Raw genomic sequence first — 20324 nt, 5'->3', positions numbered from 1 at the left:
CGACCGGCTCAGGGAGGGCCGCCACGCGCGACTCATGCGATCCTTCCTCGCCCGCTCCTCCTCGCTCCGGCTCGACGGACTGGAACGTGGCGACGTACTGGTCGGCGTCGTGGCGTCGGCTCCGCCCGGTCGCTGTCAGCCGGCGCCCGGCGATCGGCTCCGACTGCTCGCAACGGCAACGAGATTCGGACCGGGGGCGGCGATCCGGCTCGCGAGATGGCACGCCACGTGGATGCGACACGATCCATCCGAGCCGCACGTCCATCTCGGCCCGGTGTCCGTGGATCGTGGACTTCGCCGTCAGGGCATCGGCGGGCTCCTGCTCATCCGGCACGTCGCCCACCTCGACACCGTGGGTGCCGTGGGGTACCTCGAGACCGATCGACCCGAGGCGGTCGACTTCTATCGACGATTCGGGTATGCGGTCGTCGGGGAGGCGAAGGTCCTCGGCGTGCCGTGCTGGTTCATGCGCCGCCCGTCGGCGTGATCGAGTCCGTCACGAGGTGACCAGCCCCGAACGGTGCGCGATCACCACCAGTTCGGGGCGGTCACGCGCAGCGAGCTTCGCGAGGATGCGACTGACGTACGTTCGCGCCGTCGCGGGACTGAGATGCAGGCGCCGAGCGATCTCCTCGTTCGTGTCGCCGTGTCCGACCCGCGCCAGGACCTCGAGTTCGCGCGCGCTGAGGAACGCCAGACGGGGGTCGCGCGACGGTGCCGCTTGCCCGACCGCCACCATCGCCATCAGGCGTTCGGTGATCGCCGGCGACAACAGGTGCTCTCCTGCGGCCGCCCGCGCGACGGCATCGCGCAGCTCGTCGCGAGGCGCGTTCTTCAGCAGGTAGCCGACTGCGCCGGCACGGATCGCCTCGACGATGTCCGCGTCGTCGTCGAACGTCGTCAGCACGACGACGCGGGTGCGTGCAAGTGCGTCATCGCCGCGGATCAGCCTGGTCGCCTCGAGGCCGTCCAGAACCGGCATCCGGAGGTCCATCAGCACCACATCCGGTCGGTGCTTCCGAACGGCGTCGACGCCCCTGCGACCATCGGTCGCCTCCGCCACGATGCGGATCGAGGCATCCCGAGTCAGGAGCGCCCGCAGGCCTTCGCGAACGAGATCCTGATCATCCACGAGCACGACGGTGATCACTGCCGCACCTCCACGGGAAGCCACGCTCGCACCTCGAAGCCCGACCGGCATCTCCCGGCTCGGAGGCCGCCGCCGAGCAGCTGTGCGCGTTCCCGCATGCCCTGGAGCCCGTTGCCCGCCCGAACGGGGAGGGAGGCCTGGGCCTCGATCCCGCCCTCTTCGCGACCGGGCCGGTCGTCATTCACGACCGCCACGTGCACGATCCCGTCCACTTCCTCGACCTCCACGTCGACCCGGGAAGCCCGGGCGTGCCTCACCACGTTGGTGATCGATTCCTGGATGATCCGGTAGGTGGCCGTCTCGATCGTGGGAGGCAGGTCCGACCGGAGCCGCACGCGCAGGTGCACGTCGATGCCCGCATGTTCGGCAGGACTGACGGCCTCCGCGAGGTCGGCGAGGGTCGCCGGCGGCCGTGACGCGCCGGCGCCGTTGCGAAGGCCCGAGACCGTGCGCCGCACCTCGGTCAAGGTCGACGAGGTGGTCTCCGCGATGACCCGAAGGGCTCTGCGGACCGCGGGTTCGTCAGAACCGAGCGAGTCCTCTGCGACCTCGGCGTGCAATCCGACGACCGCCAACGCGTGCCCCACCGAATCATGGACCTCGCGTGCGATCGCCAGCCGTTCCGAGGCCACCCGCTGCTCGGCGTCTCGCTGCGTTCGCTCGGTCACCAGCTCCGCGATCTCCGCTGCCTGGCGACGCAGCTCCCGACGCACCCGCAGGCTGTCCCCGAGCGCGATCGCTCCGGCCAGCAGCAGGATGTGGCCCGGCAGTTCGTAACCCACGACGAACGCCGGGTCCTGCCCCATCGCGAGGCGATAGACCACGGAGATCACAACGAGCGATGCGGATGCGACGACCGCCGCGATGAGATGACCGAACTCCGCGGCCGAGAACACGGCGGCCGCAAGCGGGATCGCGACGCCGATCGGCGGGTAGTCCGCGGCATAGTACGCGACGACCGCGGCCGCCGAGACGGCGACGACGACCACCGGGTGGCGTCGGCGTACGAGCATGAGCCCTCCGAGGCCGACCGCCCACACGTACGGCCATCCATCCGGCTCGGTTCGTCCCACGTCCGCGGCGATCAGCCGGCACAGCGTCAGGGTGACGGCCGATCCGAGGAGCAGGTCCACGACCCAGTACGGCGGTGCCGGGTGCGTGCGGCGGGACGTGGTCGACTCCTCCGTCATGGTCGAATGGTAGAGCGGCTCGGCCGGGGCCGCAGTCGTCGCCAGGCGACATCCGGTGGGCTCGGATGTCGCCCCAGCGCCCCTTCGACGCCCTGCGGAGGCCCGTACGATCACGGCATGACCGGGATCGACGGCGGACTCGATGATCCCGAGCGCGCCCTGCTGGCCGAGCTCGCCGCGCGTCATGGGCTCGGGTCGAGCGACGACGCGAGGGCGGTGGCACGAGGTGCCGAGAACACGACGTTCGCGATCGGCGAGTGGATCGTGCGACGCTCCGACGACCTCGACAGCGTCGCCCGTGAGGTCGCGCTGCTCCGTCGCCTCGCTCGGGCGACACGCGTGCCCGTGCCGGTCCCGGTCGTCCATGAGGTGGACGCCGGCATCATGGTCTACCGGCGGCTGCCGGGCGAGCCGCTGCTCGCGCGCCGGCGGGCGGTGGACGTCGGCCGCGCGCTCATCGACGTCCTCGGGACGCTCCGACGCATCCATGCCGACCTGCCGTTCGATGACGTCCCGATCGAGGAATGGCACGACGAGGCGGTCCGCCATTTCGGTGTCGTCCGACCGCACCTCGACGCTGCTCAGGCGGCGACCGTCGCGGCGTTCCTCGAGTCGCCCCCGCCCCCGCCCGGGGTTCGTGTCGTCGCGCTGCACAACGACCTCGGCGCCGAGCACATCCTCGCGGACGCGGGCGGTCGAGTGACGGGCGTGATCGACTGGACCGACGCGGCGCGTGCTGATCCCGCCCGCGACCTCGGCACGATCTTCCGGGACCTCGGGCCGTCGATCGCCCGACAGGTCGGCGAAGCGCTCGAGGGACCGCTCACTGACGGCGATCTTGCACGGATGCGGTTCCATGGCCGATGCACATGGCTCGAGGACCTCGAGTTCGCGATCTCGGACCTCGACGGGCGGACCGCATACCGAACGAACGCCTGGGCGACGTTCGATCGAACGTTTCGAGATCCCTGACGCCGGCGGGCGGATCCTGACTCCGCCCCGCGGTTGGACGGACGGATCGCGGCGCAGGGATCGTATGTTCAGACCTTGCCTCGCGGCTCACCCAGCGGTGGGGACGGCCACAGGCGATGCGGCCGGGTGGCCGAGCGCCGGAACTCCCATCCCGGGCGCGGTAGGCGTCGGCGTTGAGCGCGTGCCGGCCGTCGACGCTTCGCCGTTCGCTCACGAGGTCGCCCAGCGCGAGGCGGTCGGCGCGTCCGAACTCGTCCTACTCGGTGAACAGGGCGACCACGTCGGCATCGGGGACCGCCTCGGTGAGCGAATCCACGCAGCGGAGGTCGGGGTACGTGCGGTGCGCGTTCTCGTTGGCCTGGTCTGCGTTCTGCGTCATCGATGAGCCTCTCTCTTCCGCCGGCATTCAGGTCGCAATGTAGTCCGCATGCTCCACTTTCGAGCGGTGGCACCGACGTGGGCCCAGTCAGGATCCGCCAGCTGGCTGTCGTGTCAGACTGATCGAATGCTGGAGCCGTTCGTCCAGGAGGCCGTGGTCGATCTGGCCGACGGGAGCGAGCCCGCCGCCCTCGGCGCCGCGGTCACGATCACGCTGTGCGGTTCGGTCGACCATGAGCCCCCATGTCCACTCGCGCCGCACTTCAGTCGGACGGAGCTCGTTGGTGGTCGGGTGAGGCTGAGGGTGTTGTTCGTCACGGAGCCCGAGCACGAAGCGCACGTCCGCGCGCTGATCCGATCGGCGCTGGAACGCGGGTCGGTTCGCACGCCGGACGGGTCCGCAGAGTGGGCCCTCCTGGAGATCGGTGCGCGCCCGGTTGCCGAGAACGAGGTCGGCCATGCCGCCCGTCTGGCGGTGGCCGACTGAGAACGAGACTCCAGTCGGCGGTACGCATCCCGCGCCGCGCATCATCGTCGTCGGCCGGCCGCGTCATCCCCGCCGATGATTCGCTGCGGGCAGTTCCCCAGTGTGCCACGACATCCGACGTACCTAGACGGCAGAGGCGCGGGCGGCGGAGGACGAACCCGCACGCTCGACAGCTCGACGATCGCCCATCACGATCGCGAGGATCACGGCGAGCGCGAGGCCGAGCTCGAAGATCGCCGAGAGCCAGAGCTCGGCCGCGGTGACGACGAGCGAAATGCCGAGCACCAGGTGCATCGCGCAGATCGTGAGGATGATCGCGCGGCCAGCGGCGGCCTGCGCTCGGTGTACGAGCACCAGGGCGACGACGATCGCCAGGCCCATGAGCATGTTGTAGACGCCGACGTTGCGCGTCCAGAGCGCGACGGCCTCGTGTTCGTCGGGCTCGATCAGGAAGATCGGGTACAGCTCGGGGCTGCGGAAGAAGAACGTCTCGAGCACGCCGACCGCGATGAGCGTCAGCGCTTCGAGGGCGGCGAGCACCTGTGCGACGGGATTCATGCGCGCATTCTCGTCTGTCTCTGTCGAGCGCGCATGGGGGCCTGCCCCACCTCGACACGGTGGATGCCCGGACCGCCTAGGACGGCTTCGCGCTGACCACCGCCCCACGGTACCGGGTGGCTACGGCGAGGCGTTCACTCCATCGGCCATCGCACCGCCTCCGACCGCGAGCAGCTGGTTGCCATGACGGAGCACCGTCGGCACGCGCACGTCGTCGGGCTCGAGCGAGCGGACGCCCCTGACGCGGAAGGTCGCGTGCTCGTCCGGCAGCAGCGTCACCAGTCCCGTATCGACGGTGGCGTCCGGTGCGAGCTTGTCGACGAGCAACGTGAGATCGCGGACGAGCACGTTGGTCGTGACCGTCACCGAGAACCCATCGCCGTCGCGGCGGACGTCAACGGTGAGGGACGGCGCGGCGAGGGCGCTGTCGCGCGGCTCGGCGAAGTACCAGAACCCGCGGACGCCGTCGGCCTCGGCGAGGACCAGCTCGGAAGCGACGTCTCCGGCCGTCGCGATCGCCGCCGGGACCGCCACCGTGGCGTTCGCGCGCGGCGCGATCTCGACGGCCACCGTCTCGGACGCGAGCACGGTGCCGTCGAATACGCGGCGGGTGAGGACGAGCTCAGCCGCCCAGGCCTCGCAGGAGTCGTTGCCGAGCACCGCGACGAGACCGCCATCGTGCGGTTGCACCGTCGCCACCCTCGGCGCGAAGGCGTTGCGGATGGCGTGGAACACCGGCTTCTCGCGCTCGTCGCCGTCGATCGCGGCCCACGAGGTCACCGGCCAGCAGTCGTTCAACTGCCAGACCACGGCTCCGGAAGTGTGCGGCGCGAGGGCACGCAACCAGCCCAGTGCGCAGGCGACCGCATTCGCCTGATTGAGCTGCATGGCCCAGTGCCAGGTCTCCGTGTCGTCGGGCACCGGGTAGTGGCGCACCAGCCCGGATGTGAGCTTGGTGCCGCCGTCGATGGCCTTCTGGTGCACCAGCATCCCGGGCGACTCCGGCGTGAGCGGCTCGTCGGAGATCGAGCGTGTGAGCGTGGTCCACGCGGGCGGGCCCTGCCAGCCGAACTCGGCCACGAACCGAGGCCGGGAGTCGCGGTAGTGAGGCCAGTCCTTCTGATTCCAGAGGTCCCAGATGTGCATGGTGCCGTGGGCCTCGGCGTTCGGATGCTCGCCGTGGGGGCTGAACGGGCTGCCGGGCGAGTAGGGCACGAACGGCGCGAGCTCGTCGATGATCGCGGGGAGGAGCTGGTGGTAGTACCGCGCTCCCCACGTCCGGCCGTCGAGCAGCGGCTTCCACCCCCAGTCCTCGTGGCCCCAGAGGTTCTCGTTGTTCCCGGTCAGCAGCACGAGCGAGGCGTGGTGCGCGATGCGCGCGACGTTGTCGCGGGCCTCGGCTTCGACCTCGGAACGCAGGGGTTCCTCCTCCGGATACGCGGCGCATGCGAAGAGGAAGTCCTGCCACGTCAGCAGCCCGAGCTCGTCGCACAGCTCGTAGAAGTCGTCGGCCTCGTAGATGCCGCCTCCCCACACGCGGACGAGGTTGAGGTTCGCGGCTCTCGCCTGGTGGAGCCGTCGGGCGTAGCGGGCTCGGTCCACGCGCACCGGCAGCGCATCGTCGGGGATCCAATTGGCGCCCTTCACGAATACGGGCACATCGTTGACGACGAGCTGGAAGGGAGTGCCGTCGGCGTCCGGCTCGGTGTCCCAGCGCACCGTGCGGAATCCCACGCGTCGGCGGGCCTCGTCGAGCATCTCGCCGTCCACGTCGAGTCGGATGCGCACGTCGTAGAGGGGCTGCTCGCCGTATCCCGCCGGCCACCACCGCTCCACCGATTCGAGGTCGACGTGCACGCGGGCCTCGCTCGTGCCGGCCGGGATCGTGATATCCGCCCGGTCGCCCTCGATCTCGAGCTGGAGGTGCAGTTCGTCGTCGCTCGCACGCTCGACGCGCACCCTCGCCTCGACGACGCCGCCGTCGCCCGGAGTCGCAGGCGTGGCGTGCACGAGCACCTGCCCGAGCCGGGCGGTCGACCACGACTCGAGCCGCACCGGGCGCCAGAGACCGCTCGTGAAGGTCGCGATGCCCCAGTCCCAGCCGAAGTTGCACGCCGACTTGCGGATGGCCTGGTACGGCAGCGGGTACCCGTGCGGCCGTGGGCCGAGGGCGACGCTCTGCTCGTTGGCGTACCGCACGGGGCTCCGGAAGGCGACGACGAGCATGTTCTCGCCGGCGCGGAGCAGCTCCGTCACGTCGTACCGGTAGGACCGGTGCTGGTCGGCGACTTCGGCGAGGGCGACGCCGTTCAACGTGATCGTCGCGACCGTGTCGATTCCGTCGAATGCGAGGTCGTGGCGGGCGCAGGCGGCGAGGTCCTCGGCCGAGACGTCCACCGTGGTCTCGTAGGTCCAGTCGACCAGGCCGATCCAGGCCAGCAGCGACTCGTTGTCGTCGAGGTAGGGGTCGGGGATCAGCCCGGCTGCGAGGAGATCGGTGTGCACGACGCCCGGAACGGTCGCGGGGATCACCGCGCCCCGGAGCGAATCGGGCACCGGCCCGGCAGCCGCGGTCAGTCGCCACCCGCTTCCCAGCGCTCTGTTCACGCCTGCACCCTACTGCGCATTGTCAACAAGACGGCTCCCGGCGGCGGGGTTCTTGCGTGTGGCGAGCACTCAGCCGCCGACGTGGATCGTCGGCCGCTGCTCCGGGGCCTTCTCGACCTCGCGGATGATCTCGCGGACGACGGGCGCCGTGTCCCCACGGCCGAGGAGGATGTACCGCACCATGTGCAGCATCGGGTTGCCTTCGGACCACTCGAAGTACGCGTGCGGCCGGACGCCCGTGGCATCCCGCATCGCGATCAGGATCGCCGCGATCGCGTTCGGAGCGGCGGGGCTCTCGGCACGGAGGACGCGATGCCCCTCGACCTCGACGCCGCGCACCTCCAGCACCGCGTGGAACTCGGACGGATCGACGACCGCGATCTCGAGGAACAGGACGTCGGCTCGCCCCGGAACCGGGTTGAGTCGGCGCTGCGCGCGTTCCTTCTGCTCGTACTCGGCTGCATCGCCCACGTCGGGCCGGTTCGCGATGACGTTCAGCCGGCCGTCGTAGACGAGCGAATCGGCGATGAACCTTCGCGCGGCGTCGTCGAACTCGATGCGATCCGCGCGGATCTCCGTGGTGCGTGAGACCCGGGAGATGATCGACACCGCGACGATGCCGATGATGAACAGGATCGAGATGGCCAGGCCGTCGGGCTTCTCGATGATGTTCGCCACCAGTGCGTATCCGAGCACGAGCGTCAGCGCCGCGAACCCGGCGATCGCCGGTGCGCGGCGCCGGCGGACGGCGGAGATGAGGACAGCGACGGAGGCGGACGCCATCATCGCCAGGATCCCGGTCGCATACGCACCGGCCTGGGCGTCGACGTCGGCCTGGAACGCGATCGTGATGATGATGCTGATCGTCGTGTACACCAGCACGACCGGTCGGACCGCTCGGCTCCAGTCCGGTGCCATGCCGTACGCCGGCAGGTACCTCGGAACGATGTTGATGAGGCCGGCCATCGCCGAGGCACCGGCGAACCAGAGGATCAGGATGCTGCTGATGTCGTAGGCGGTGCCGAGTGCGTCGCCGAAGAAGGCGTGCGTGAGGTAGGAGAGCGCGCGGCCGTTGGCCGCACCTCCGGGCTCGAACTCCGTGGGCGGGATCAGCAGCGTGGTGACGAGGCTGCTCGTGATGAGGAACACGGACATGATGAGCGCCGCGGCCGTCAGCAGCTTCTTCGTGTTCCGGATGCGCGACGCGAGTCTCGCCTGCGGGTTCTCGCCGGATGCGGCGACGAGCGGCATCATGCTCACCCCGGTCTCGAAGCCCGAGAGGCCGAGGACGAGCAGCGGGAATGCGAGGAGCGCCGGGCCGAGGACGTCGGCGATGCCGCCGCCCCCTCGGGTGAGGGCGGCCCACCAGTCCGTGATCATGACCGGGTGGTCGAAGATCGCGATGAGGCCCGCACCGATGGTGACCGCGTTCAGGAGGAGGAAGACGGCCACGAGCGGGATGGCGACGTTGACGGCCTCGGTGAAGCCGAGCAGGAACACGCCGCCGAGCACGAGCAGCAGCAGGATCGTGATGGCGACCGCCTGGCCCTCGAGGACCTCGGGCACGAGGGGGTTCTCGATGATGTGCACGGTCGCGTCGGCTGACGACAGCGTGATCGTGATGATCCAGGATGTCGCGACGAAGCCGAGGAGGGCGAGCACGAAGATCTTGCCGCGCCAGAAGGGAAGCAGCCGTTCGAGCATCGCGACCGAGCCCTGGCCGTGCGGGCTTTCGACGGCGACACGGCGATACATGGGCAGCATGCCGAGGAGCGTGAGCGCGACGATGAGCAGGGTCGCGATCGGCGACACCGCGCCGGCCGCGATGATCGCAATGGACGGCAGGTAGGACAGGGTCGAGAAGTAGTCGACGCCCGTCAGGCACATGACCTTCCACCACGAGTGCTGCTCGACTTGCGACTCCTCGCTCTCCGCGCCCGCGGGTTGCACGGTGTGCTTCAGGAGCCACCCGGAGAGCGGCGTTCGCGGGCGCAGGGACTTCGGACCCGGAACCTCGCCCGGGAACTCGAACTGCGTCCAATCGCGCAGGAGGGCGCCGTTCGGCGCGTCGCTGCCGGCGACGATCGGTCCTCGGGCGCTGGTGCTGCCGTCGGGGAGCTGGGATCTAGCCAATGGCGGGCCTTTCCTTGGGGAGTTCGTAGAGGATGCGTCGCTCGCGCAATGCGATCGCCGAACCGAGCGTGAGGGGGCCGATGCGACCGAGGAACATGAGCAGCACGAGCACGGCCTTCGCGAGCGGATGCAGGTCGGCCGTGATGCCGGTGGTGAGTCCCACGGTGCCGAACGCCGAGATCGCCTCGAAGAGCAGCCTGTCGAACGTGAGATTCGTGATGAGCATGAGCAGGACCGTGGCCGACATCACGGCGGCCACCGCGATCAGCACGACCGTGATCGCCTGGCGGTGCACCCCACGTGAGAGGCGCTTGCCGAAGATGTTCACGGCACCTTCCCCGCGCAGCTCCGTGAGCAGGATGAAGAAGAGGACGGCGAAGGTCGTCACCTTGATGCCGCCGGCGGTGCCTGCCGGCCCTGCGCCGATGAACATGAGCACGTCCATCGCCACCCAGCTCTCGTCGTGCATCAGCCCGATGTCGACGCTGTTGAAGCCGGCCGTTCGGGTCTGCACCGACGCGAAGAAGCCCGCCAGGATGCGTCCGGGCGGCTCGAGAGGGCCGAACGTGTCGGGGTTGTCCCATTCGACCGCGGTGATGAACGACGTGCCCCCCACGAGCAGCACGATCGTGCCCCACAGCACCAGCTTGGTGTTCATCGACCAGTGCAGCGGCCGCGTGAACTCCGTGCGCAGCTGCATGATCACCGGGAACCCGAGGCCGCCGAGGATGATGGCGGCGCAGATCGGCAGGCAGATGAACGGGTCGTCGACGAAGTCCATCAGGTTGTTCGAGTAGAGCGCGAACCCCGCGTTGTTGAACGACGACACCGAGTGGAAGAGTGCATGCCACGCGGCATCCACAGGGCTGTAGCCGTAGCCGAAGAGGAAGCGCGGGAACAGGAGGGCCCACGTCATCGCTTCGATGGCGAACGAGATCAGCACGATGCCTCGAACCAGGCCGCGGACGTCGGCGAAGCCGACGACGCTGGCCTCGGTCGCGGCATTCAGCCTGGCCCGGATGGACATCTTGCGTGCGAGCACGAGCCCGATCAGCGAGGCGAGGATCATGATGCCGAGCCCGCCGACCTGGATCAGCGCGAGGATCACGGCGTGCCCGAGCGGCGTCCAGTGCAGCTCGTTGTCGAGCACCGTGAGGCCGGTGACGCAGACGGCGCTCGTCGACGTGAACAGCGCATCGATGAAGCTGGTTCCCTCGGGCACGCGCGTCATGGGCGGGAGGAGCAGCAGGAGGGTGCCGCACAGGACCGCCGCGGCGAATCCGACCACCACGACTTGAGCTGGATGGAGGCGGAATCCCCGACGGATCCGAAGGCGCCGTGAAATGCGCGCCGACTCCCGGGTGGTCACGCTCCCATCCCAGTCGATTCCCCGTCGCGCCGATGTCGGCGCGTCGTGAGGATCCGCCGCGGAGCCGTATGGATTCCGTTAGGAGTCGGGCTCGGGGTCGAAGCGATAGCCCATCCCCGGTTCGGTCATGAGGTAGCGCGGCTGCGATGGCACCGGTTCGAGCTTGCGCCGGAGTTGGGCCATGTAGAGCCGGAGGTAGCCGCCGTCGTTCGCGTGATACGGGCCCCAGATCTCACCGAGCAGCATCTGCCGGGTCATGAGCTTGCCCGGGTTGCGCAGGAGCAGTTCGAGCAGGCGCCATTCGGTGGGCGTGAGCCGGATGGTGCTCGGCCGGCCGTCCACGCTCCGCACCGTGCGCGCGGCGAGGTCGACCTGGAGTTCCCCGATCCGGACGGATGCCGCATCCTCCTCGCCCGCGGGTCGCCGCGACCTCGCGCGGACACGTGCCAGGAACTCGTCCATCGCGAACGGCTTGGTGACGTAGTCGTCGGCGCCGGCGTCGAGCGCCTCGACCTTCTCGGTCGAGTCCGTCCGGCCCGACAGCACGAGGATCGGCACGCTCGACCAGGCCCGCACCGCCCGGATGACGTCGATGCCGTCGACCCGCGGCATGCCGAGGTCCAGCACGATGAGGTCGGGGTGCCCGTTCGCCGCGACGTCGATGGCCTCGGCGCCGTCCCGCGCCTGCAGCACCTCGTAGCCGCGCGCGGCCAGCGTGATGCGCAGCGCACGCTGCAGCTGCTCGTCGTCGTCGGCCAGCAGGATCCTCACGCGACCGCCTCCTCGTCGGCAGGGAGGGTGACCACCATCGTCACGCCGCCGCCCGGCGTGTCCTCCACCTCCAGTGTGCCGTCCATCCCCTCGACGAAGCCCTTCGAGAGCGCGAGGCCAAGGCCGAGGCCGGTCTCGTTGTCGGTGTCGCCGAGTCGCTGGAACGGCGTGAACACCTGGTCCCGGCGTTCGGCCGGAATGCCCGGACCCCGGTCCACGATCCGCAACTGCACTGCGCCCCGGAATGCGCTGGCCGTCACCAGGACCCGCTCGCCCGGCGGCGAGAACCGCATGGCGTTCGCGAGCAGGTTGACCACGACGCGCTGGAGCAGGACGGCGTCGGCGAGGACTCGTGGCCCGTCGTCGGGGAGGTCGAGCTCGAGCTCGCCCGGGCCGGCGCGCAGTTCCTCGAGCGCGGCGAAGACGACGTCGGCGATCTCGGTCGGCGCGATGGTCACCGCGAGTGCGCCGGCCTGCACGCGGCTCACGTCCAGCAGGTTGGTGACGAGCTCGGCGAGTGCCTCGAGGCTCTCGGCAGCCGTGGCGAGCAGTTCCCGCCGCTCGGCGCGGCCGAGCTTCACGTCGTCGGCGCGCAGCGCGCTCACGGCGGCGCTCGCGGCGGTGAGCGGACGGCGCAGGTCGTGTCCGACCGCAGCGAGCAGCGCGCTCCGCACCCGATCGGTCTCGGCCAGCGAGTCCGCGGCCGACGCCGCGGTCGCGAGCGCGCCCTGCTCGATCGCGGCGTCCATCTGCGCCGCGATCACGGTGAGCAGCCGGCGCTCGGATGCCTCGAGCTCGGGTCCGTGCAGCTCGAGCACGCCGCGCGTCCCGATCGGCACCTCCGAGTGCCGTTCGTCACGTGTCGGCTCGCCGTCGGCGACGCGCACCTCGCCGTCCACGAGGAGCCGCACGCCCGAGAGGCCGAATGCCTCGCGCGTGCGAGTGACCATCGCCTGCAGGGCGTCCTCGCCGCGGAGCACGCTGCCCGCGATGGTGACGAGCAGGTGCGACTCGGCCGCCGCGCGCCGTGCTTCGCGCGAGCGCCGCGCCGCCTGGTCGACGACGTAGCTGACGAGCAGCGCGTTGATCACGTAGAACCCGAGCGCGAGGAACTGCCGGGGCTGTCCGATCGAGAGCGTGTACTGCGGTTCGATGAACAGGAAGTTCAGCGTGATGCCCGACAGCACCGCCGCGAAGAGTCCGGGCCAGAGTCCGCCGATGAGCGCCACGATGATGACGAGCAGCTGGTAGGCGAGCACGTCGCTCGTGATCGACGCATCGGAACGGAGCGTCCAGAGCACCCAGCTGAGCAGGGGGCCCGCGACGAGCGCGACCGCGAACCCCGCGATGAGTCGCTGCCGGCTGAGCGCACCGCCGAGGCGGGGCAGCGAGATGGCCGACCCGGCCGCCGCGTGCGTGACGATGTGCACGTCGATGTCGCCCGACTCCCGGATGACCGTCGCGCCGATGCCCGGGCCGGTGAACGCCGCCGTGAGCCGTGACCGACGGCTCACGCCGATCACGAGCTGCGTCGCATCCGATGCCCGGGCGAAGTCGACCAGCGCCTGCGGGATGTCCTCGCCGACGACCTCGTGATACGTGCCGCCGAGGCGCTCCACGAGGGTGCGCTGCCGGTCGAGGGCCTCCGGATGGCGCGCCCGCAGCCCGTCGGGACTGGTCACGTGCACGGCGAGGAGCTCGCCGCCCGACGAGCGCGCCGCGATCCGGGCGCCGCGACGCAGCAGCGTCTCGCCCTCGGGGCCGCCCGTGAGCGCGACGACGACGCGCTCGCGGGCCTCCCACTTGCCCGTGATGCCGTGCTCGGCGCGGTACGCCTTGAGCGCCTGGTCGACCTCATCGGCGAGCCACAGCAGTGCGAGTTCCCGCAACGCGGTGAGGTTGCCGAGCCGGAAGTAGTTCGACAGGGCCGCGTCGATGCGCTCGGCCGGGTAGACGAGGCCGGTCGCGAGGCGATCCCGCAGCGCCTGCGGCGCCAGGTCGACCACCTCGACCTGGTCGGCGCCGCGCAGCACGGCATCGGGGATCGTCTCGCGCTGCTGGGCGCCCGTGATCTCGTAGACGACGTCGCCGAGCGACTCGATGTGCTGGGTGTTCACGGTCGAGATCACGTCGATGCCCGCGGCGAGCAGGTCGTCGACGTCCTGCCAGCGCTTCGGATGGCGCGAACCGGGGGCGTTCGTGTGCGCCAGCTCGTCGACGAGGGCGATCTCGGGGTTGCGGGCGAGCACCGCGTCGACGTCCATCTCCTCGAGCCGCAGGCCGCGATGCGTCTCGGTGCGCCGCGGCACGACCTCGAGCCCGTCGACCATCGCAGCGGTGGCGGCGCGGCCGTGGGGCTCGACGAAGCCCACGACGACGTCGCGCCCCTCGTCGCGGAGGCGACGACCCTCCTCGAGCATCGTGTAGGTCTTGCCGACGCCGGGTGCGGCGCCGAGCAGCACGCGGAGCCGCCCACGTCTCATGCGGTCAGTCTCCCACCTCCGCGAGCGCGAGGTTCGGCGGGTGGTGTCCGAGCCGGAGGCCGTCACGGTTCGGCGAACAGGCTCCTGACCGCGCGCTCGATGACCGGGCGCACGTCGAGGTCGGGGTCGACGGTGAGTCGATGGAGCGCCAGTCCGTCGCCGAGTGCCATGAGCGCGCGAGCGGCGGGTCGGGGGTCGGCGATACCGGCCGCGATCACCAATCGCTCGCTCAATCGCTCGAACTCGAGGCGTTGCCGACGCAACGGTGCACCGAGCTCGGGATCGGGCGCGAGCTCGAGGAACAGCGCGTACCGAGCCCTGGTGTGCGCAGCGAAGGGTCCGGTCTGCAGCTCGATCCCCGCGCAGATCTGCTCGATGAGTGCGTCGGGCCCGGGTTGCGCCGCCACCTCGGCTGGGGCGAAGTCCGCGCGCTCGCGCTCGGCCATCCAGTCGACCACCCCGGCCAGGAGGGCCCGCCGCGTGCGGAACCAGTTCGAGGTCGACCCCGGCGGCAGCGCGGCGTGCGCGTCGATGCGCGCGTGGGTCAGCGCCCGCACGCCTTCGGTGCCCAGGAGTTCGACTCCGGCTTGGAGTGCGCGGTCTCTCGTCGCGGCCATGGTCGCCTTCCTCGCCAGACTACTAAAAACATAGTAAGCGGTGACATGGGCGCGATCACCGGGATGCAGCTCGCCTACACCCGGCCCGACCGGGTCCGGCGGGCGGTGCAGCTGTCGGTGCCGCCCGGATTCATCTCGTTCAGTCCCAGGCTCATCCCGGCGTTCCGGCACATGCCGAAGCTGATCTGGCATCGCCCGGGGAGTTCGCTCCGCGGCGTGTGGTCCGACGAGTACTGCGCGAAGGTCACCCCGCAAGCGACGATCAACGCCCATCTCGCCCCCATGCAGCGTCGCGACATCGACCAGGCGGTGCGGCCCCTCTATCGCGGCATGGTGATCCCCGAGTCGATGCGACTGAGCCGAGGGGTGTACAAGCAGATGCGCCTGACCATCCCGACGCTCTTCGCCTTCGGTCGCAGCGACACCCGGTTCGACGAGCCGCTCGTCCGTCGCCTCTGCGCGAGCCCGGAACGTTTCGCCGACCACGTCGAATTCGCCTTCGTCGACGACGCCGGCAAGCTCCTCCCCGACGACGCGCCCGACGCCGTTGCCGACCTCACGGTCGACTGGATCCGCCGAACGGACTGAAGCCGAGCGTGCCTCTCTCCGGCATGGGGGTTGAATCCTCGCTGCGGCAGGCGCACAGTGGAAGGAGCGAGGGAGGTCCCATGCGTCACGCAATCGCTTCTCCGGATGTCGTGCCGATCCTCTCCCCGGGCCGGCACAGGTCGCCACGGCGCGGGGCGTGCTTCATGGAGTTCGCGTCGTATCTCGCGGGCGAGCGCTGGAGCGATCATCCCGCCTGCACGAACGCCACCCTCGCGCACCTCGCACGGATGGTGAACGACCTGACGAGCGACTCCGGGCGCGCACGGCTCACGCCGCTCATCCCGAGCGTCGTCGGTCTCACGAGCGACGACCCGACGCTCGACGTGGTGCTCGCCGCTCGGGCCGCGGGCTCGGCCCTGCCCGTCGTCGCCGAGGAGCGCCAGCGCTCGCAGGCCGTGGGGCTGCACGTCGCGCTCACGATCCTCGACGACCGCGACGACGACCTCGCCGTTGACCTGCGCGAGTTCGGCGAGGCAGCGCTCCGCGCTGCCCCCGCGGCCGACGCATGGGCGACCCGGTTCATCGACGAGATCGGTGCGGGACCCCGCCGTATGACGCCCCGGCAGTGCCGCGCCATCGTGGCCGGCGCGGTGGACGGGATCGCCCGGGCCTGCGTCGGGAACCCCGACGACCGCCTCGTCGCGCTGCTCACCGCGGCCGTGTCGGACACGGAACGCTTCCTCGGCGCACCGCGTGAGCCGGCGGCCGTTCACGTCGAGGCGGACGCGCCGGTCATCCGCTGAGTGCCGGTACGTGCGTCGCGTGAGCGACGCTGCGTGACGCCGTGGGATCAGCCGTTCTCACCGCGCCGCACGCGCCAGCGCGAGCCGGCACCGGTCCTCGGTGACGAACGGGTCGAGTCGTCCGAGCGCGAGCGGCCCGTCGACCTGCCGAAGCACATCACCGGCGAGCCGGGCGTGCATCGAGCACACGAGCGCGCGATCGGCGTCGAGAAGGTCGAGGTAGGGGCACGGCGTCAGCTCGAACGTGAGGGCGGCCTCGTCGACGACCGGCTCGAGGCCTGCGTCCTCCAGATGCTCGTAGAGCACGTCGATCTGCGCGACAGATGCGTCGTCGAGTCGGCCGTCCACGGCTCCGGTCGTTGCGCGCAGCAGCGCTCCGCGCCGTCGGGCCCCGGCGACGCGTTCGCTCGCGGCGCCGTTCGACTCAGCTTCTCGCACCGGATGGAAGACCAGCGGCGGCCGTCCGCGCCCGCCGCCCGGCCGCGTCTCTCCGCGGATGAGACCTTCGTCTTCGAGCACGCGCAGGTGATCGCGGGCCGTGTTCAGCGGAATGTCGCATTCGCCCGCCAGTTCACTCGCACGGCGGCCGGGCTCGCGCTGGATGGCGCGGAGGAGTCGTGCGCGGCTCGGCTGCGTGAGACCGCGGAAGTCTCCGACACGACGAGGCACGTCGCGATCCTAGGCGACGTCGATCGGCGCGGGCTGAACCCACCCCCTCGGCGTTCGGCCGAGGACCGCCGATTTCCGGCGCCTCGTGATTTTCTCCGGCGCAACCGACTGGCGCGTCACGCACCTGCCCCGCCAGACTCGAAGGGACGCGTCTGCGAATGGAAAGGAACACCGATGCAGCTCTCACAGGAGTCCGAAGCGATCGTCCGCGCCACGGCCGGGGTCGTCGCGGAGAACGCCGAGGCGATCACGCGCGAGTTCTACCCGGCGATGTTCGCCGCCCACCCCGAATTGCTGCGGGTCTTCAACCGGGCGAACCAGGCGATCGGCGAGCAGCCGAAGGCGCTGGCGGCATCCGTCGTCGCGTTCGCGGTGCACCTGATCGATCCCGACGCTCCCGACTTCACCCCGGTCATGCAGCGCATCGCGAACAAGCACGTGTCGCTCGGGATCAAGGCGCGCGAGTACACGATCGTCGGCAAGTACCTGCTCGACGCCGTGGGCACCGTCCTCGGCGACGCCGTCACGCCCGAGGTGCGCGCCGCCTGGGACGAGGTGTACTGGCTGTTCGGCGTCTCGCTCGTCGCCGAAGAGGCGAAGCTCTACGCGCTCGGCGGCACCGACCCCGAGCAGCCGTGGCGGCGATACCGTGTGGTCGAGCGGTTCGAGGAGGCCGAGGACATCTTCTCGCTGCTCCTGGTCCCGGTCGACGGCCTCGTGCCGTCGCACCACACCGGCCAGTACGTCGCGATCGCCGTCGACCTCCCCGACGGTTCACGTCAGCCGCGCCAGTACACGATCTCGTCCGGTCCGCGCGGCGACTCGCTCCGGGTGACGATCAAGCGGGTGCGCGGCGTCGACGGAGCACCCGATGGCCAGGTGTCGAACTGGCTGCACGATCACGCGCAGCCCGGCACCATCCTCGATGTCTCGCAGCCGGCGGGTGACGTCGTGCTCGACGAGTCCGAGGCGCCGCTCGTGCTCGTCTCGGCCGGCATCGGCATCACCCCGATCGCCGCGATCCTCGAGGACCTCTCGCGCCGACAGCCGCAGCGCACGGTTCGCCTGTTCCACGCCGACCGCGCCCACGACACGCACGCGCTCTACGAATCGCTCCGACGCCAGGTGCTCGCCATGAGCGATGCGAAGGCCCAGAACTGGTACGAGCAGGACGCATCGGAGGCCCCGACCCTGCAGCCGGCGCTGTCGGGGTTCATGGACCTCACCGCCGTCGAGCTGCCGAGCGATGCGAGCGTGTTCATGTGCGGGCCGCTGCCGTTCATGCGCGCCATGCGCGAGACCCTCATCCGGCGCGGCATCCCCGGTGAGCGGATCAACTACGAGGTGTTCGGCCCGGATCTCTGGGCGCACAACCCCCCTGCCACCGCCGACGCCTGAGTCGAACCGGGAAGGCGGTCGAGCAACGCGGCGCGTGCTCGACCGCCTTTCCGGTCGGACGGGGTGTCAGGACGACTGGTCGCCCTGCGGCCTCGAGGGCGAGGGCTCCCAATCGGGTTCGCCGGTCGGCCCCTCGTCGGAATCGGACTCCGCACCGGCTTCGGGCGCGGGCTGCGGCAGGCTCCCGAGGCGGTCGACCTGCTCGGTGAGGGCATCGAGGACCGAGCGCAGCTGGATCTGGGCGACCTGGGCGTACGTCCGGACGTACTCGACCTCTGGAACCGGCGGACCGGGCTGGGCGCCGACCGTCGCGCTCGCCTTGCTCGCGCTGGTCTCGGCCCGCTCGAGGATCTCGCGGTACTGGTTGCGCGCGGTCAGCACCAGGTCGCGGGCGTACTGCTCGGCGTCGGAGATCGCCTTGTCGGCGATCAGCTGGGCCTGCGTCAGCAGCCCGACGGCGCCGGCGGTGATCTCGTCCTCGGCTTCGGGGCTCGGCCCGCCGGACTCCGCGCGGCCGGCGCGCAGGGTGGCGAACTCCTCCCGCACGCGCGCCGTGGCCATGCGGACCTCGGCGATCGCCTGCGAGAGCTCACCCATGAAGTTGTCGACTTCGAGTCGGTCGTAGGCGCCGCCCCTGACCTTCATGGTGAAGTCCACGGAGCGGGTGTCTGGCAAGTGGCTCACGGCCAAGGCGAGCGCATCCTCGGCCCCGGTGCCGGAGGACTCGGCCCCGGTGCCGGAGGACTCGGCGCCGCCTGTCTCGGCGCCGGACTGGGCCGCCGTGCCGTAGGTCTCAGCGGTGTCGGCCGTTCCGACGGTGCCGGGCGCAGCGGCAATGCCGTCGGGGTCGGTCCCGTTCTGCATCATGCGTGGTCCCCCTGTTCGCTCTGCGGCAGCCGGGCCGGCTGCAGGTCATGGGTGTGGTGGTGCAGGTCGTGGCTGTCCTCGTCGAGCGTCGCGAACTGCTCGAAGCGGACGTCGGTGGGCGCGATCCCAGCGGAATGAAGACGGGACACCGTGTGCCGCACCATCTCGGGCGACCCGCACACCAGGGCGAGTCGTCCGTTCAACGGGCCCGAGTTGGCGGCGACATCGCCGACCCAGCCCTTCTCTCCGGGGTAGCTCGGGTCGTCGGAGACGACGGGGGTGTAGCTGAACCAGGGACGGCCGGTCAGATTCTTCAGCAGGCGATTCTCGTAGAGGCTCCAGGGCAGCCGCGCCCCGTGGAACAGCTGGACCCGAGGAGCCTGCCCCGTCGACTGCCACTCATGGTCGATGCGCTCGAGGTGGGCCCGCAGCGGAGCCAGCCCGGTGCCGCCGGCGACCATGACCAGGTCGCGATGGCGCTCGCCCTCGTCGAGCGTCAGCTCCTGACCCACGGGCGCGCCGAGGCGGATCTTCTCGCCGACCTGGAGGGAGCGGACGATCGTGCTGCTGACCTGGCCACCGGGGACCATCTGGACGTGGAACTCGATGGTCCCGTCGGCACGCGGCGCATTGGCGGGGCTGAGGTAGCGCCACAGCCTCGGCCGCGCCGGCACCTCCACCGCGATGGACTGGCCGGGCAGGAAGGGAAGGTCGGGCTCGGGGCGCACCTGGATGACCGCGATGTCGAGGCCACGGCGCTCCACCGAGGTCACCTCGGCCGACCACCACGACGGGCTGGACTCCTCGGAGGCTTCAGCAGCCTGCACCATGACCGTGGCGATCACGCCGTAGGCCTCGGCCCAGTCGCTGGCGACCTCGGTCGTCCACCGCTCACCGAGGAAGTGCTTCAGCGTGGCGAGCAGCGATGCGCCCACCGCGTTGTAGTGCGCCGCGATGACCTCGAATCGGCGGTGGTCGCGGCCCAGCTGCTGGATGAAGTCGGTGACCTCGTCGAGTTCATCCACGCTCGAGACGATTCGACCGAGCGCCCCCACGAGCCGATCCCGCTGCGTCGCCATCGACACGGGGAACATGCTTCGCAGCTCAGGGTGGGACAGGAACAGGTGCGAGTAGAAGAACAGGGGCACCTCGTCACCGAGGCTCGCTGCAAGAGCCCAGGTCTGCTTCAGCGCGGCGGTGTCCATAGGCGTCACCCGGCTGCCGGTCGGACTCCCGCGAGGTGGTGCTGCTTATCACCGTTGGTGTTCATCACACTGATCCAATCACTGGCAGGGCAGGGATCTATCCTTCTTAGCAGAGTCG

At 70.4% G+C, this 20324-nt stretch carries 19 protein-coding genes; 6 read left to right on the top strand and 13 right to left on the bottom strand.

From position 1 onward, the window contains the following. Positions 1–232 precede the first annotated feature (232 nt). Positions 233–487, top strand: a complete 255-nt coding sequence (locus tag ACFQ58_RS02540; RefSeq protein WP_376949210.1) for a GNAT family N-acetyltransferase — start codon at positions 233–235, stop codon at positions 485–487. 9 nt (positions 488–496) lie between these two features. Here ACFQ58_RS02540 and ACFQ58_RS02535 read toward each other — a convergent pair whose 3' ends face one another. Beyond that, positions 497–1174, bottom strand: a complete 678-nt coding sequence (locus ACFQ58_RS02535) for a response regulator (RefSeq protein ID WP_376949208.1) — start codon at positions 1172–1174, stop codon at positions 497–499. After that, positions 1147–2340, bottom strand: coding sequence for a sensor histidine kinase (locus ACFQ58_RS02530; RefSeq protein WP_376949206.1), 1194 nt, complete (start codon positions 2338–2340; stop codon positions 1147–1149). Before ACFQ58_RS02530 ends, ACFQ58_RS02535 begins: the two co-directional genes overlap by 28 nt. 117 nt (positions 2341–2457) lie before the next feature. Here ACFQ58_RS02530 and ACFQ58_RS02525 point away from each other — a divergent pair, with 117 nt between their 5' ends. Next, the gene (locus tag ACFQ58_RS02525; protein ID WP_376949204.1) at positions 2458–3312 is read left to right on the top strand and encodes an aminoglycoside phosphotransferase family protein; all 855 of its coding nucleotides are present in this window, start codon (positions 2458–2460) and stop codon (positions 3310–3312) included. Positions 3313–3568: 256 nt separating this feature from the next. On the opposite strand, the gene ACFQ58_RS02520 is transcribed toward ACFQ58_RS02525, so the two are convergent. Continuing rightward, positions 3569–3691, bottom strand: a complete 123-nt coding sequence (locus ACFQ58_RS02520; protein ID WP_376949202.1) for a hypothetical protein — start codon at positions 3689–3691, stop codon at positions 3569–3571. A 126-nt stretch (positions 3692–3817) separates the two neighbouring features. On the opposite strand from ACFQ58_RS02520, the gene ACFQ58_RS02515 reads away from it, so the two are divergent. Next, positions 3818–4177, top strand: a complete 360-nt coding sequence (locus ACFQ58_RS02515; RefSeq protein WP_376949200.1) for a hypothetical protein — start codon at positions 3818–3820, stop codon at positions 4175–4177. A 123-nt stretch (positions 4178–4300) separates the two neighbouring features. Here ACFQ58_RS02515 and ACFQ58_RS02510 read toward each other — a convergent pair whose 3' ends face one another. The 7 genes from ACFQ58_RS02510 to ACFQ58_RS02480 all read right to left on the bottom strand — a co-directional run bounded on the left by ACFQ58_RS02510 (position 4301) and on the right by ACFQ58_RS02480 (position 14715). Further along, on the bottom strand, positions 4301–4735 hold the full coding sequence (locus ACFQ58_RS02510) for a DUF1304 family protein (protein ID WP_376949198.1): 435 nt from the start codon (positions 4733–4735) through the stop codon (positions 4301–4303). Between the two features lie 120 nt (positions 4736–4855). Beyond that, positions 4856–7342: a glycoside hydrolase family 2 protein gene (locus ACFQ58_RS02505; protein WP_376949196.1), complete on the bottom strand. Its 2487-nt coding sequence runs from the start codon at positions 7340–7342 to the stop codon at positions 4856–4858. Positions 7343–7411: 69 nt separating this feature from the next. Beyond that, on the bottom strand, positions 7412–9337 hold the full coding sequence (locus ACFQ58_RS02500) for an amino acid transporter (protein WP_376950325.1): 1926 nt from the start codon (positions 9335–9337) through the stop codon (positions 7412–7414). A 130-nt stretch (positions 9338–9467) separates the two neighbouring features. Then, a complete protein-coding gene (locus ACFQ58_RS02495; protein ID WP_376949194.1) occupies positions 9468–10766 on the bottom strand; it encodes a TrkH family potassium uptake protein in 1299 nt (432 codons plus the stop codon). Positions 10767–10922: 156 nt separating this feature from the next. Then, positions 10923–11615 (bottom strand): response regulator, encoded by a 693-nt coding sequence (locus ACFQ58_RS02490; RefSeq protein ID WP_376949192.1) that lies wholly within the window; start codon positions 11613–11615, stop codon positions 10923–10925. Continuing rightward, complete coding sequence (locus ACFQ58_RS02485; protein WP_376949190.1) at positions 11612–14098, bottom strand: ATP-binding protein; 2487 nt, start codon at positions 14096–14098, stop codon at positions 11612–11614. Before ACFQ58_RS02485 ends, ACFQ58_RS02490 begins: the two co-directional genes overlap by 4 nt. Positions 14099–14160: 62 nt before the next feature. Further along, positions 14161–14715: a TetR/AcrR family transcriptional regulator gene (locus tag ACFQ58_RS02480; protein WP_376949188.1), complete on the bottom strand. Its 555-nt coding sequence runs from the start codon at positions 14713–14715 to the stop codon at positions 14161–14163. Positions 14716–14760: 45 nt separating this feature from the next. On the opposite strand from ACFQ58_RS02480, the gene ACFQ58_RS02475 reads away from it, so the two are divergent. Both ACFQ58_RS02475 and ACFQ58_RS02470 read left to right on the top strand, forming a co-directional pair. Next, a complete protein-coding gene (locus ACFQ58_RS02475; RefSeq protein ID WP_376949186.1) occupies positions 14761–15303 on the top strand; it encodes an alpha/beta fold hydrolase in 543 nt (180 codons plus the stop codon). Positions 15304–15467: 164 nt separating this feature from the next. Next, positions 15468–16067 (top strand): hypothetical protein, encoded by a 600-nt coding sequence (locus tag ACFQ58_RS02470; protein WP_376949184.1) that lies wholly within the window; start codon positions 15468–15470, stop codon positions 16065–16067. Between the two features lie 57 nt (positions 16068–16124). On the opposite strand, the gene ACFQ58_RS02465 is transcribed toward ACFQ58_RS02470, so the two are convergent. After that, positions 16125–16736, bottom strand: a complete 612-nt coding sequence (locus ACFQ58_RS02465) for a helix-turn-helix domain-containing protein (RefSeq protein ID WP_376949182.1) — start codon at positions 16734–16736, stop codon at positions 16125–16127. Positions 16737–16910: 174 nt separating this feature from the next. Between ACFQ58_RS02465 and ACFQ58_RS02460 the strand changes: the two genes are divergently transcribed. Continuing rightward, the gene (locus tag ACFQ58_RS02460; protein ID WP_376949180.1) at positions 16911–18134 is read left to right on the top strand and encodes a globin domain-containing protein; all 1224 of its coding nucleotides are present in this window, start codon (positions 16911–16913) and stop codon (positions 18132–18134) included. Between the two features lie 66 nt (positions 18135–18200). On the opposite strand, the gene ACFQ58_RS02455 is transcribed toward ACFQ58_RS02460, so the two are convergent. Both ACFQ58_RS02455 and ACFQ58_RS02450 read right to left on the bottom strand, forming a co-directional pair. Next, a complete protein-coding gene (locus ACFQ58_RS02455; RefSeq protein WP_376949178.1) occupies positions 18201–19001 on the bottom strand; it encodes a DivIVA domain-containing protein in 801 nt (266 codons plus the stop codon). Then, positions 18998–20206 (bottom strand): globin domain-containing protein, encoded by a 1209-nt coding sequence (locus tag ACFQ58_RS02450; protein WP_376949177.1) that lies wholly within the window; start codon positions 20204–20206, stop codon positions 18998–19000. The genes ACFQ58_RS02455 and ACFQ58_RS02450 overlap by 4 nt, the downstream gene beginning before the upstream one ends. Positions 20207–20324 lie beyond the last annotated feature (118 nt).

Source organism: Agromyces sp. NPDC056523, from assembly GCF_042794545.1.
Classification (GTDB): domain Bacteria; phylum Actinomycetota; class Actinomycetes; order Actinomycetales; family Microbacteriaceae; genus Agromyces.
Note: the sequence above shows the minus strand (reverse complement) of the source record. Positions and strands in the feature narration are given on the sequence as shown.